This is a genomic window from Streptomyces sp. GbtcB7, from assembly GCF_019091445.1.
GTDB lineage: Bacteria > Actinomycetota > Actinomycetes > Streptomycetales > Streptomycetaceae > Streptomyces > Streptomyces mirabilis.
This window is the reverse complement of record NZ_JAGXJM010000011.1, coordinates 229,176-242,966: the sequence shown is the minus strand read 5'-3', so window position 1 is coordinate 242,966 and position 13,791 is coordinate 229,176. Positions and strand designations below refer to the sequence as shown.

Genomic DNA, 13,791 nt, shown 5'->3' with positions numbered 1-13,791 from the left:
GCTCACAGGGCCAGACCCGGCCGGCGTCAGCAGCCGGAGATCACTGCTCGCGCAGGGGAACGGACACGTAGGACGGGTCGTTCGCCGGTGAGGAGAAGGTCAGCTGCGCGCCGGACGGGTTGTGCTCGATGTAGAGCGGGTCGACCGTGTCGACGACCAGGGCGAGCCGATGCCCTGCCGGGACGTCGTAGGCCGTGGAGTACAGCTCCAGGTCGACGCCGAATGGCTTTCCGGGAGTCTGCCCGTGGAAGGTGTACGGCGCGTTGCTGACCAGCTTGCCGAGGCCGAGCGGGCCCACGTCGTAGAGGTAGGCGACGAGGGTGCCGCTCTCGTCGGTCGGAGTGAGCGTGGTGTGCAGTGTGGTGGTTCCGCGCACTCGCTGGACGCTCGCGTACCTCTCCGACTGCCAGACGGCCGCCCAGCGGCGCGGCAGCAGCGGGATCGACGCCATCGGGGGCACCTGGGCGATCTGGTCGAGGATGCTGGAGAGGAAGATGATCCCGCCGTCCGCGCCCGAGTCGACGTTGGTGTGGATCGTGGTGGTGCCCGCGAGGGCGATCTTCTTCCTGGTCGCGCCGACCGACTTCCAGTCGGGGTAGCCCTCGTAGGCGCCGGTGGTGCGGGGCTTGAGCTGGACGGGCTGCTCACGGTCGATGCCGTTGTCGACGCCCCTGAGGTAGTGGTCGAACCAGCGGCCGGTGTCCGTCCACACGTCGTTGGGGAGCCCGAACAGGCCGGTCACCTCGGCGGTGGCGTGGTCGCCGGGGCGGAACTCCAGGCGCTTGGGGCCGGTCAACTCCTCGTAGAACCTCGCGTACTGGTTGGGTGCGAAGATCGTGTCGCCCCAGCCGTTGGCCATGAAGACGGCCGCGCCGTTCTTGTTGAGCTGGTCGACATAGGTCTCGGGGGAACGTTTCTTCCCCCAGGCGATCATCTCCTGCTCCTTCGACAGGTTCGAGGCGAAGAAGTCCTTGAGGGTCTGCTGGAGTTCGGCGCTCGGGCGCCCGGTGATGGTCCCCGCGACGCCGAGCAGGGCGGTGGCCTGGGAGTGCTGGGTGCGGCCCGAGTAGATCGAGTCGATGAGGTCGGCCCAGCCGCTCATGGCGGAGACCGCCTTGATCCTCTTGTCGTGCGCGGCGGCGAGCAGACTGATCCCGGCGCCGTAGGAGACGCCCGCCATGCCGACCTTCTGGGCGTCGGCCGGGGTGTTCGCCAGCGCCCAGTCGATCACCTTGGAGGCGTCGGCCACGTCGGGCGGTCCCGCCACTTCTATCTCGCCGCCGGACTGCCAGAAGCCGCGCACGTTGTACGTGAGCACCACATAGCCGGAGTCGGCGAGCCTCTGGGCCTGCGCGAGGTACTCGACCTGGGGCAGGCCCCAGCTCGTCGGCATGACGAGGAGCGGGTACCTGCGGCTGCCGTCGGCGCCCGCGGGGGTGACGACATTGGCCTTGAGGACCGTGCCGCCGTCTCCGGCGATGTCGACGAAGCGGACGGCGGCTGCGGCCGCCTGGGCGGTGGGGGCGAGCCCGAGGGCGGTACCGGCGATCAGGGCTGCGGATACGGCACCGACGGCGGACGTGCGCAGGGCATGACGATGGTGTCCCACGGGCCACTCCTCACTCGTGTCAGTAGAATGTGACCCGACGGTAACCTCGCTGCCTTACCGGAAGTAACCCGTCGGTAAGTTACGCACGGGTAAAGATTGTTCGAGGGCCGTGAAATCTACGAGCCGAGGTGAAATCTACGAGGCGCGGTGGGAGTTGCGAGCCGGCGCCGGTGTGGGCAGCGGGGTCTGGGCGGCCCGGGTCACATCCGCGACGAGCTCGACGACATCGGGCCCGTACGCGTGCGAGTTCACCACCTTCAGCAGCAGTACGAAGGAGTTGCCGCCGTGCTTGCGTGCCAGCCGTTCGTGATTGCGGGCGAGATAGCGCGTCGCCGCCTGGTTGGTGATCGCGCGCTGCCCGCAGAAGAGGAAGACGGGCCGCGTCCCGCGCTCCTGCCCCGCGATCAGCCGGGCGAGGATCACGTACTCGCCCTTCCCCGGCTCCAGGAGGTAGCGCTCGCTGCCGATCTGGAAGGCGCCGCGGTCGGGGCCCGGTTCGGCGTCGGTGTTCACCTCGATGCCCGGGAGCAGGCTGTGAAGATGCGCGGCCATGCGGCGATTCGACGACGGCCCGCCCACGCAGAACTCGGTCCGCTCACCGAACCCCTGCTGCGCGGCGTCGTGCGCGACGACCTGGGCGTGCGCGCCGCAGTCCTTGATCAGCGCGGCGAGTTCGAGCAGCGCGAACACGTCGAAGCGCATCACCGTGAGCTCCGGGCCGCCCGCCTCGCGGTTCACCACCAGGAGCGACTCGGAGTTGTCGGGCAGCCCGAAGAACGCCTGCTTGCGCCGGAGGCGGCGCTTCCAGAGGTAGGTGCGGGCGAGCCAGCCCAGCGCGGCGCTGATGGCGGCGGCGACCACGCCGAGAACGATGTTGCGCACGTCGTCATTCATGGGCGCGCATGGTATCGGGAGTGCGGACCGGTGTTCGAGGGGGTCCTGACGGGAGGGGTGCGCTGAAGTTACGCTGCGCGGACGGCTGTTGACTGGAGGTACGGATGCGTCGCCCTGTTGCGCGGAATCTGGCGGTCTTGGCGGTTTCGGCCGCGGTGGTGTCGGTCGGCGCGGCGGCGCCACCCAGCGCCGGGACGGCTTCCTCCCGTGCCACCCCGGCGAAGGTGCCGGTCGCCGTCGGCTACGGCGGTGCCGTGGCCAGCGTCGACGCCGACGCCTCCGCCGCCGGGATCGAGGTCCTGAAGAAGGGCGGCAACGCGGTGGACGCGGCGGTCGCCACCGCGGCGGCCCTCGGCGTCACCGAGCCGTACTCCTCCGGCGTCGGCGGGGGCGGCTACTTCGTCTACTACGACGCCAAGTCCCGTACGGTGCATACGATCGACGGCCGTGAGACCGCGCCGCTGACCGCCGACTCGGGGCTCTTCCTGGAGAACGGCCGGCCGCTCGCCTTCGCGGACGCCGTCACCAGCGGGCTGAGCGTGGGCACGCCGGGCACGCCGGCGACCTGGCAGACGGCGTTGGACAGCTGGGGCAGCCAGCGGCTCGGGAGCGTGCTGAAGCCCGCGGAGCGGATCGCGCGCGACGGGTTCACGGTCGACGCGACCTTCCGCTCGCAGACCGAGTCCAACCAGGCGCGCTTCAAGAACTTCCCCGACACCGCGAAGCTCTTCCTGCCCGGCGGCTCGCTCCCCGTGGTCGGATCGACCTTCACCAACCCCGATCTCGCCAAGACCTATGAGGAGTTGGGCAAGAAGGGCGTCGGCGCGATCTACCACGGCGACCTCGGCGAGGACATCGTCGCCACCGTGAACAAGCCCCCGGTGGACCCGGCTTCGGGCTACAACGCCCGCCCGGGCAAGCTGTCGTCGAAGGACCTGGCGGCCTACCGGGCGAAGCGACAGGCGCCGACGGAGACGTCGTACCGCGGCCGGAAGGTCTACTCGATCGCCCCGTCCTCCTCCGGCGGCACCACGGTCGGCGAGGCCCTCAACATCCTGGAGAAGACGGACCTTTCGAAGGCGAGCGAGGTCCAGTACCTGCACCACTACATCGAGGCCAGCCGGATCGCGTTCGCGGACCGGGGGCGCTGGGTGGGCGACCCCGCCTTCGAGGACGTCCCCACGAAGGAACTCCTCTCGCAGAAGTACGCCGATTCGCGTGCCTGCCTGATCAAGGACGACGCGGTCCTGACGAGCCCGCTCGCACCGGGCGACCCGCGCCGTCCGGCGGCCTGCTCCACCGGCGGCACGGCCGCCCCGACGACGTACGAGGGCGAGAACACCACCCATCTCACGGTGGCCGACAAGTGGGGCAACGTCGTCTCCTACACCCTCACCATCGAGCAGACCGGCGGCAGCGGGATCACCGTCCCGGGGCGCGGATTCCTCCTCAACAACGAGCTGACGGACTTCTCCTTCACCCCGGCCAACCCGGCCGTCCACGACCCGAACCTGCCCGGCCCCGGTAAGCGCCCGCGCTCGTCGATCTCCCCGACGATCGTCCTGGACCGGCACAACCAGCCCGTGGTGGCGCTCGGTTCGCCCGGCGGCGCGACCATCATCACCACCGTCCTGCAGACCCTGACGGAGTTCCTGGACCGGGGGCTGCCGCTGGTGGACGCCATCGCCGCCCCGCGCGCCAGCCAGCGCAACGCGGCCCAGACCGAACTCGAACCCGGCCTGTACGACAGCGCCCTGCGGACCCAGCTCGAAGCCCTCGGCCACTCCTTCAAGCTGAACCCCGAGATCGGCGCCGCGACGGGCGTCCAACGCCTCCCCGACGGGCGGTGGCTGGCGGCCGCCGAGAAGGTACGGCGCGGTGGCGGCTCAGCGATGGTGGTGCGACCGGCGTCATAGCGAGCGGCGCCCTCGCGCTCGGCGACGTCGGTGCGCCCGTGGGGATCAGCGTGCCGTGAGGATGCGTGGGCCCGTCCGGGTGATGGCCACCGTGTGTTCCGTGTGGGCCGCGCGGGAGCCGTCGTCGGTACGCAGCGTCCAGCCGTCGGGGGCCGCGTGGAAGCCGTCGGTGCCGCCGCCGAGGAGCATGGGCTCGATCGCGAGCACCATGCCGTGGCGGAGGGGGAGGCCGCGGCCCGGGCGGCCCTCGTTCGGGACGGACGGGTCCTCGTGCATGCGGCGGCCCACGCCGTGGCCTCCGAAGCCGTCCGGGATGCCGTATCCCGCCGCGCGGCACACCGTGCCGACGGCGTGCGCGATGTCCCCGATCCGGTTGCCGACGACCGCCGCCTCGATGCCCGCCGCGAGGGCCCGCTCGGCGGTCTCCACGAGCCGCACGTCGGCCACGCGCGGCTCGCCCACGATGAAGCTGATCGCCGAGTCGCCGACCCAGCCGCCCAGTTCGGCCCCGAAGTCGATGGAGACCAGATCGCCGTCCCGCAACCGGTAACCGGTCGGGATGCCGTGCACGATCGCGTCGTTCACCGAGGCGCAGATGACCGCGGGGAAGGGGGTGGGCGCGAACGAGGGCCGGTAGCCGAGGAAGGGGGAGCCTGCGCCCGCGTCGCGCAGCACCTGGTGGGCGACCTCGTCCAGCTCCAGCAACGAGACGCCCACGTCCGCCACCTTGCGCACCGCCGTGAGCGCCCGGCCCACGACCTGCCCCGCTTCGTACATCTCGTCGATCGACGTGTCCGTCTTGAGTTCCACCATGCCAATTACTATACCGGTATTAGAATGGGTGCATGGTGCGTAACCCCCTGACCCCCGAAGAGCGCGAACGCGGCGAGCGTCTCGGGCAGTTGCTGCGCGAGGCCCGCGGTGGCCGCAGCATGGTGGAGGTCGCGGCGACCGCCGGGATCTCGGCCGAGACCCTGCGCAAGATCGAGACCGGACGGGCCCCCACCCCCGCCTTCTTCACCGTGGCGGCGCTGGCGCGGGCGCTCGGGCTGTCCATGGATGACATCGATCACAGGACTCTGCGTCCAGTCCGAAAACTCCCTGTAGCCGTTCCGTAACACGAAGGGTGTTTTCTACCGGACCGGAGTACTCCAGTCGGGCGGGGAGTTGTGTGATGGCTGTAGAACAACTCCCAGATCAAGTACGGGAGTTCGCGAGTTACCTGAGCGGGCTGATGAAACGGCTCGATCAGGACGGCGGCTGGTGCGCGGTGTTCTGGCAGCGCGACCCCGACGGCATGCGGGCCTGCCTGGACGGCTGGGAAGTGCCCCCGTGGGACGTCGTGGAGGCGCTCCTCCAAGACCTCGCCGCGGAGCAGGGCCCCCAGGTCGCGGCCCAGGAGGCCCAACGCGCCCGATCCCTGCACAGCGCCTCGCTCACCGCCTACGACGGCCGGCCCGGCGGCCGGGACGCCCTCGGCGATCGTCTCGACGTCATGCTCCGCGAACAGCGCTACGCCGCGGAACGTCAGGCCGAACTGGGCCGACAGCTGCACGCGGCCACCACCCAGGAGGAGGCCGACACCGTCCGGCTCGACCTCGCCTGGGCCCACGACGACCACGAACGGGCCGCCGCCCGATGCGTCGAACTCCGCCACCGGATGGAGAACCTGGACCGCCGCGCCCTGCGTACCCACGTATCGGGCGCGTTCGACTTTTCGGGGGGCGCGGGCGGGGGCGTCGTCCGGGTCGCGGAGCCGGCCGACCAGCGCGCGCTCGAGACCCGGCCCGGCGCGCCGGGGACGGCGGCCCCGCACCACCCGACGACCCCGGAGCGGTCCGGCCCGCGCCCGCGCTTCGCGGACCCGGCGGTGACCGACCACTCCGGGCCCGGCCCCCTCCCCGCCCCCGCTCCCATGGTGCCGAGCGACCCGGCGAACCCCGGTTCCGGGCCGTACGACCCGGCGGCCGCCCGTTCCGCCCGAAGCGATTCGGCGGCCGCCCGTATCGGCCCGTACGACCAGGCCGGTACCAGCGCCGGTACCGGTACTACTCCCAGTACCAGTGCCGGCATCACCCCCAGCCTGGGCGCCGCCCCCGCTCCGAGCGCCGCCCCCGTCCCCAAGCAGCGCTCCAAGCGGCGCCCCCGCGGCAGTGCCCGCTTCGCCGGGATGATGGAGGCCGAGGCGGCCCCCGTGAGCGTCCCGGAGACGGCGGCGCCGCCCGTGTCCGCTCCGGCCGCGCCGAGCGGCCGTAGCCCCCGTGGAGCCCGTTTCGCGGGTGCCGCCGAGGCGCCCGCGCAGCCGCGCACCGAGGCGTTGGACGAGGACGCGCGGCGGGCCACCGCCGAGACCGTCCAGACCCTGACCCGGCTACGCCGCGAGGGCCGCAGCGGCGAGGCGCACGCCGTGCTCGTGGAGGCCGCCCACTGGCCCGCCGCCCGCTTCCCGCTGCTCGCCGCCGAACTGCACCGGGCGGGCCTCGACGCGGACTGGGCCACCCTGCTGTGGGAGGCCGCCTCGCTCCCCGCGGACCGGCTGGTCGGCGCCGCGGACGCGCTCGTCGCGGCGGGCCGCAGCGCCGACGGCCGGCAGATGCTGCGCCAGGGCGTCGCCCGCCCCGCTCCCGAGATCGGGACCGCCGTGCTGAGCCTGGCCGACGAGGGGCGGCAGCGTGAGATCCGGGCGCTGCTCGACGCGTATGTCCGCGTCCGCACGCCGGAGGAGGCGGCCCGCAGCGCGGAGGCGGACCCGGGACGCCTCGTGCCACTGCTGCTGGCGGCCGCCAAGGGTGTCTCGGAGGAGCGCCACTGGGACCTGGTGCACGCGCTGAGGGTGGCCGGTTTCGCCGCCTGAGCCATCAGGGAAGGCATTCCTGAGCCCGCCGAGGGTCCGTCGGGCCGTCGCCCACCGGATCGACCGCTCACCCACAGGGGTGCGAAACGTGATCGACTCAGCGGGTTAACGGCGATGGTCTTGGCAAGGCTGTCCGCTGGGCTTACTTTCGAGCCCCCACCGCCTTTGTCTACGGGCGTAGAGGCTCTCTGACGTCTCGTCGAAGGAGCAGCTCATGGCCAACGTCGTACGCGCCGCTCTGGTCCAGGCCACCTGGACCGGCGACACCGCATCCATGGTCGCCAAGCACGAGGAGCACGCCCGCGAGGCGGCCCGGCAGGGCGCGAAGGTGATCGGATTCCAGGAAGTCTTCAACGCCCCCTACTTCTGCCAGGTCCAGGAGCCCGAGCACTACGGCTGGGCGGAGCCGGTGCCCGACGGGCCCACCGTCACTCGTATGCGGGAGCTCGCGCGCGAGACCGGCATGGTCATCGTCGTGCCCGTGTTCGAGGTCGAGCAGTCCGGTTTCTACTTCAACACCGCGGCCGTGATCGACGCCGACGGCACCTACCTCGGCAAGTACCGCAAGCACCACATCCCGCAGGTGAAGGGCTTCTGGGAGAAGTACTACTTCAAACCGGGCAACCTGGGCTGGCCGGTCTTCGACACCGCGGTGGGCAGGATCGGCGTGTACATCTGCTACGACCGGCACTTCCCCGAGGGCTGGCGGCAGCTCGGCCTGAACGGCGCCCAGCTCGTCTACAACCCCTCCGCCACCTCCCGCGGCCTCTCCGCCTACCTCTGGCAGCTGGAGCAGCCCGCCGCAGCGGTCGCCAACGAGTACTTCATCGCCGCGATCAACCGGGTCGGGCAGGAGGAGTACGGCGACAACGACTTCTACGGGACCTCGTACTTCGTCGACCCGCGCGGACAGTTCGTGGGGGAGACGGCCAGTGACAAGGCCGAGGAGCTGGTCGTCCGCGACCTCGACTTCGACCTGATCGAGGAGGTCCGGCAGCAGTGGGCGTTCTACCGCGACCGGCGGCCCGACGCCTACGAGGGGCTGGTGCAGCCGTGAGCGACCTGTACGCGCGCCACAAGGCCGTCCTGCCCGACTGGCTGGCCCTCTACTACGAGGACCCGATCGAGATCACCCACGGCGAGGGCCGCCACGTCTGGGACGCCCAGGGCAACAAGTACCTCGACTTCTTCGGCGGCATCCTGACGACGATGACCGCGCACGCCCTGCCTGAGGTGACGAAGGCCGTCAGCGAGCAGGCCGGACGGATCATCCACACCTCCACGCTCTACCTCAACCGGCCGATGGTCGACCTCGCCGAGCGGATCGCCCAGCTGTCCGGCATCCCCGACGCCCGCGTCTTCTTCACCACCTCCGGCACCGAGGCCAACGACACCGCGCTGCTGCTCGCCACCGCCTACCGGCAGAGCAACCAGATCCTGGCGATGCGCAACAGCTACCACGGCCGCTCCTTCAGCGCGGTCGGCATCACCGGCAACAAGGGCTGGTCACCGACCTCCCTCTCGCCCCTCCAGACGCTGTACGTCCACGGCGGCGTCCGCACCCGCGGCCCGTACGCCGATCTCCGCGACGCCGAGTTCATCGCGGCCTGCGTCGACGACCTGAAGGACCTGCTCGGTCACGTCCGCCCACCCGCCGCCCTCATCGCCGAACCCATCCAGGGCGTCGGCGGCTTCACCGCGCCGCCCGACGGCCTGTACGCGGCCTTCCGCGAGGTCCTGGACCAGCACGGCATCCTCTGGATCGCCGACGAGGTGCAGACCGGCTGGGGCCGCACCGGCGAGCACTTCTGGGGCTGGCAGGCGCACGCCGACGCGGGCCCGCCGGACATGCTCACCTTCGCCAAGGGCATCGGCAACGGCATGTCCATCGGCGGCGTCGTCGCGCGCGCCGAGATCATGAACTGCCTCGACTCCAACTCCATCTCGACCTTCGGCGGCTCGCCGATCACGATGGCCGCGGGCCTGGCGAACCTCACGTACCTCCTCGAACACGACCTCCAGGGCAACGCCCGGCGCGTCGGCGGTCTGCTCGGCGAGCGGCTGCGGGCGATCTCCGTGCCGCTCGACTACGTACGGGAGGTGCGCGGGCGCGGGTTGATGATCGGAGTCGAGCTGGTCAGGCCCGGCACCGACGAGGCGTACCCCGAAGGTGCCGCGGCCGTGCTCGAAGCGGCCCGCCAGGACGGCCTGTTGATCGGCAAGGGCGGCGGTCACAACACCAGCGTGCTGCGCATCGCACCGCCGCTCTCCCTCACCGTCGCGGAGGCGGAGGAGGGCGCGGCGATTCTCGAGCACGCGCTGAGGTGTATCCAGTAAGAAGTTCTGAGCAAGGGAACGTGCCATGACCACCGCCACCGCCTTGGAACCCGCCCTTTCGGTACGCCAGGTCCTCGCCCTGGACCGGGTGCTCGCCGGAGAGCCCGAGGTGGTGGCCGGCGCGGGCCACCTCGACCGGTCCGTGCGCTGGGTGCACGTCGCCGAGGCCGCCGACGTGGGCGTGATGCTCAGTGGCGGGGAAATGGTGCTCACCACCGGGGTCCTGCTCGCCGGCGACCCGGACGCGCAGGCCGAGTACATCCGTTCGCTGCACCGCGCGGAGGCCGCGGCCGTCGTCCTCGGGCTCGGCCGGGCCTTCCCGACCCCGCCGGACGTGATGCGCCGGGCCGCCGAGCGCTGCGGGCTGCCCATGGTGGTCCTCCACCGGCCCTTCCCGTTCGCCGAACTGACGGAGGAGGTCCAGTCCCGGCTCGTGCGCAGCAAGTTCGCCGCGGTGAGCCTCTCGGAGGCCGTACGGACCGCGCTCACCGGGCTCATCACCACGGGCGCGCCCCTGCAACGGATGCTCGACGAGATCGCCGTGCACGCCGCGTGCCCGGTCGTCGTCACCAACCTCGCCCACCGCGTCCTCGCCACGGCGGGGGAGCGGTCCGCGGTGGACGACGTGCTGCGCGACTGGGAGCGCATCGCCCGGCAGGCGGGCGGCAGGGAGGGCGACGGCTGGATCCGCGCCGAGCTGGGCGGGCGCGGCGAGAGATGGGGGCGCATCGTGCTGTGCGGCTACCGGGGCGACGCCGCCACCGGGCGGCTGCTCGCGGACCGTGCCGCCGAGGCCCTGGTCCTGCACCGGATGCTGGGTGGCTCCGTGCACACCTGGGAGGAGGAGTCCGCGCAGAGCCTGCTGACCGACCTGGTGAGCGGGGTCGTACCGGCGCGGCAGCTGCTCCCGCGGGCCAGGGCGGCCGGGCTGCCCGTCAACCGGCGGGCCTTCGTGCCGCTGGTGGTACGGGACGGCGACCCGGGTCAACTCGATCGAGTGCTGCGTCTGTTGGGGCTCCCCGGACTGGTCGCCGAGCTCGCCGACGGGGCCACCGCCGTGCTGCTCAGCCTCGCCCGCGACCAGGACGCGGAGGCGCTGGCCGCCCACTTCGCGCTGCGGCTGCGCCATGAGACCGGCGCCCGTACGACCGTGGCGGCGGCCTCGCCCCGTACCGCCTGGGACGACGTCCCCGGCGGCCTGCGCGAGGCCCTGCACGTCGCCGAGGCCGCCGCCGACGCACCCGCCGACCAGGACCAGCCGGTGCTCGTCCGGCTGCGTGACGTCCATCTGCGGGGCCTGATACGGCTGTTGCGCGACGACCCGAACGTCCAGTCCTTCGCCGAACGGGAGTTGGACGGGCTGCTGTGCGGAGCCGATGCCGAGTCGGAGCTGCTGCCCGTGCTGCGGACCTACCTCGCGACCGGCCGCAACAAGTCCCGCACCGCGCAGCTCCACCACGTCAGCAGGCCCGCGCTCTACCGCCGGCTGGAGGCCATCGAGGCCCGGCTCGGCGTCGACCTCGACGACTTCGAGCAGGCCGCCTCCGTACACATCGCACTGCTCGCACACGACGCGCAACAACGGTGAAACACCGGACGGCTCAGGTGAAACATGGGACAACGCGGGGGTGACACCGTGGAACGGCACAGCGCCTCAGACGTGACACGGTGCAACTCAAACCATCCCTCAGGGCTTCCTAGGCTCCTGGGGCGGGCGCCAGAAGTGCCGTCTGCCCCAGCACACCGAGCGACCGGAGGTCCCGATGAGCAGAGTGATCCGCGCCGCCGTCTTCCAGACTGCCTGGACCGGCGACAAGGAGTCGATGATCCAGGTCCACGAGCAGGCGGCCCGCGACGCCGCCGCACAGGGCGCACAGGTGCTGTGCTTCCAGGAGCTCTTCTACGGGCCCTACTTCTGCCAGGTCCAGGACAAGGCGTTCTACGAGTACGCCGAGCAGATCCCCGAAGGCCCGATCGTCCGGCGCTTCCAGGCGCTGGCCAAGGAACTGGGCATCGTGCTCGTACTGCCGATGTACGAGGAGGAGCAGCCCGGCGTCCTGTACAACACGGCCGCCGTGATCGACGCGGACGGCTCGTACCTCGGCAAGTACCGCAAGCACCACATCCCGCAGGTCGAGGGCTTCTGGGAGAAGTTCTACTTCCGTCCCGGCAACGCCGGCTGGCCGGTCTTCGACACCGCCGTCGGCAGGATCGGCGTCTACATCTGCTACGACCGGCACTTCCCGGAGGGCTGGCGTGCGCTGGGCCTCGCGGGCGCCGAGATCGTGTTCAACCCGTCGGCCACCTCGCGCGGACTGTCCTCCTACATCTGGCAGCTGGAGCAGCCGGCGGCGGCCGTCGCCAACGAGTACTTCGTGGGCGCCATCAACCGCGTGGGCGTGGAGGAACTGGGCGACAACGACTTCTACGGAACGTCGTACTTCGTCGACCCGGAGGCCCAGTTCGTCGGGGAGGTGGCCAGCGACAAGGAGACCGAACTCGTCGTCCGCGACCTCGACATGGCCAAGCTGCGCGAGGTGCGCGACCGCTGGCAGTTCTACCGGGACCGCCGCCCCGACGCGTACGAGCCGCTGACCGCGCCGTAGCCCGGCGGGGCTCTGGAGTCCGCCGGGCTTCCCGCGCCCCCGACGGGGCGCGGGGCTGTGGCATTGCGCGGCTTCGCCGCGTGGGCGCGACCAGCCACGAGTGACCCGCAGTTTTCAGCGCACCGCATTCAGCGCACGGCAGGAGAGAGGGAGCATGAGCAGCCGTACCGTCATCCGTAATGGCCTCGTCATCACCGCGTCCGACGAGATCCACGCCGACGTCCTGATCGAGGACGGCCGGGTCGTCGCCCTCGCCACGACCGGCACCCCGGCGGCCGAGTCGTGGACGGCCGAGAAGACCATCGACGCCACCGGCAAGTACGTCATCCCGGGCGGCGTCGACGCCCACACCCACATGGAGCTGCCCTTCGGCGGCACCTTCGCCTCGGACACCTTCGAGACGGGCACCCGGGCCGCGGCCTGGGGCGGCACCACCACCATCGTCGACTTCGCGGTGCAGAGCGTAGGCCGCTCACTGCGCGAGGGCCTCGACGCCTGGAACGCCAAGGCCGACGGCAACTGCGCCATCGACTACGCCTTCCACATGATCGTCTCCGACGTCAACCAGGAGACGCTCAAGGAGATGGACCTGCTGGTTCAGGAGGGCGTCACCTCCTTCAAGCAGTTCATGGCCTACCCCGGCGTCTTCTACAGCGACGACGGCCAGATCCTGCGCGCCATGCAGCGCTCCGCCGAGAACGGCGGCCTGATCATGATGCACGCGGAGAACGGCATCGCGATCGACGTCCTCGTGGAACAGGCGCTGGCGCGCGGCGAGACCGACCCGCGCTTCCACGGCGAGGTCCGCAAGGCGCTCCTGGAGGCCGAGGCCACCCACCGCGCCATCAAGCTCGCCCAGGTCGCGGGCGCTCCGCTGTACGTCGTGCACGTCTCGGCGCAGGAGGCGGTCGCCGAGCTGGCGCGGGCGCGCGACGAGGGCCTGAACGTCTTCGGCGAGACCTGCCCGCAGTACCTGTTCCTGTCGACCGACAACCTCGCGGAACCGGACTTCGAGGGCTCGAAGTACGTGTGCAGCACGCCCCTTCGGCCCAAGGAGCACCAGGCCGCCCTGTGGCGGGGCCTGCGTACCAACGACCTCCAGGTCGTGTCGACGGACCACTGCCCCTTCTGCTTCGTGGGCCAGAAGGAGCTCGGCCGGGGCGACTTCTCGAAGATCCCCAACGGCCTCCCGGGCGTCGAGAACCGCATGGACCTGCTCCACCAGGCCGTCGTCGACGGGCACATCTCGCGCCGCCGCTGGATCGAGATCGCCTGCGCCACCCCGGCCCGGATGTTCGGCCTGTACCCGAAGAAGGGCACCATCGCGCCGGGCGCCGACGCCGACATCGTCATCTACGACCCGCGCGCCGAGCAGGTCATGTCGGTCGAGACCCACCACATGAACGTCGACTACTCGGCGTACGAGGGCAAGCGCGTCACCGGGCAGGTCGAGACCGTGCTCTCGCGCGGCGAACCGGTCATCACCGAGCGGGAGTTCACCGGACGCGCGGGTCACGGCGTCTACACCCCCCGCTCCACCTGTCAGTACCTTCTCTGAGCGACTAGGAGTGGCGC

11 protein-coding genes are annotated in these 13,791 nt (G+C 71.2%); 8 read left to right on the top strand and 3 right to left on the bottom strand.

The annotated features are described in order from the left end of the window. Positions 1-40: 40 nt before the first annotated feature. A complete protein-coding gene (locus KVT44_RS20150; RefSeq protein ID WP_217568001.1) occupies positions 41-1,609 on the bottom strand; it encodes a CocE/NonD family hydrolase in 1,569 nt (522 codons plus the stop codon). 135 nt (positions 1,610-1,744) lie between these two features. After that, positions 1,745-2,503, bottom strand: a complete 759-nt coding sequence (locus tag KVT44_RS20145; RefSeq protein WP_217568000.1) for a hypothetical protein — start codon at positions 2,501-2,503, stop codon at positions 1,745-1,747. A 104-nt stretch (positions 2,504-2,607) separates the two neighbouring features. On the opposite strand from KVT44_RS20145, the gene ggt reads away from it, so the two are divergent. Continuing rightward, entirely contained in the window at positions 2,608-4,419 is a 1,812-nt protein-coding gene (gene ggt / locus KVT44_RS20140; protein ID WP_217567999.1) for a gamma-glutamyltransferase, read from the top strand. Between the two features lie 45 nt (positions 4,420-4,464). Here ggt and map read toward each other — a convergent pair whose 3' ends face one another. Next, complete coding sequence (gene map, locus KVT44_RS20135) at positions 4,465-5,232, bottom strand: type I methionyl aminopeptidase (protein ID WP_099919871.1); 768 nt, start codon at positions 5,230-5,232, stop codon at positions 4,465-4,467. 32 nt (positions 5,233-5,264) lie between these two features. On the opposite strand from map, the gene KVT44_RS20130 reads away from it, so the two are divergent. From KVT44_RS20130 to hydA, 7 genes are all read left to right on the top strand, one after another. After that, a complete protein-coding gene (locus KVT44_RS20130) occupies positions 5,265-5,537 on the top strand; it encodes a helix-turn-helix domain-containing protein (protein ID WP_067362435.1) in 273 nt (90 codons plus the stop codon). A 56-nt stretch (positions 5,538-5,593) separates the two neighbouring features. Then, entirely contained in the window at positions 5,594-7,273 is a 1,680-nt protein-coding gene (locus KVT44_RS20125; protein ID WP_217567998.1) for a hypothetical protein, read from the top strand. Between the two features lie 214 nt (positions 7,274-7,487). Further along, a complete protein-coding gene (locus KVT44_RS20120) occupies positions 7,488-8,330 on the top strand; it encodes a nitrilase-related carbon-nitrogen hydrolase (protein WP_217567997.1) in 843 nt (280 codons plus the stop codon). After that, positions 8,327-9,610, top strand: a complete 1,284-nt coding sequence (locus KVT44_RS20115; protein WP_217567996.1) for an aspartate aminotransferase family protein — start codon at positions 8,327-8,329, stop codon at positions 9,608-9,610. Before KVT44_RS20120 ends, KVT44_RS20115 begins: the two co-directional genes overlap by 4 nt. A gap of 25 nt (positions 9,611-9,635) precedes the next feature. Further along, on the top strand, positions 9,636-11,198 hold the full coding sequence (locus KVT44_RS20110; protein WP_190168006.1) for a PucR family transcriptional regulator: 1,563 nt from the start codon (positions 9,636-9,638) through the stop codon (positions 11,196-11,198). Between the two features lie 175 nt (positions 11,199-11,373). Then, the gene (locus tag KVT44_RS20105; protein WP_054230371.1) at positions 11,374-12,216 is read left to right on the top strand and encodes a nitrilase-related carbon-nitrogen hydrolase; all 843 of its coding nucleotides are present in this window, start codon (positions 11,374-11,376) and stop codon (positions 12,214-12,216) included. A gap of 154 nt (positions 12,217-12,370) precedes the next feature. Further along, on the top strand, positions 12,371-13,774 hold the full coding sequence (hydA, locus tag KVT44_RS20100) for a dihydropyrimidinase (protein WP_099919865.1): 1,404 nt from the start codon (positions 12,371-12,373) through the stop codon (positions 13,772-13,774). The last annotated feature ends 17 nt before the right edge of the window (positions 13,775-13,791 follow it).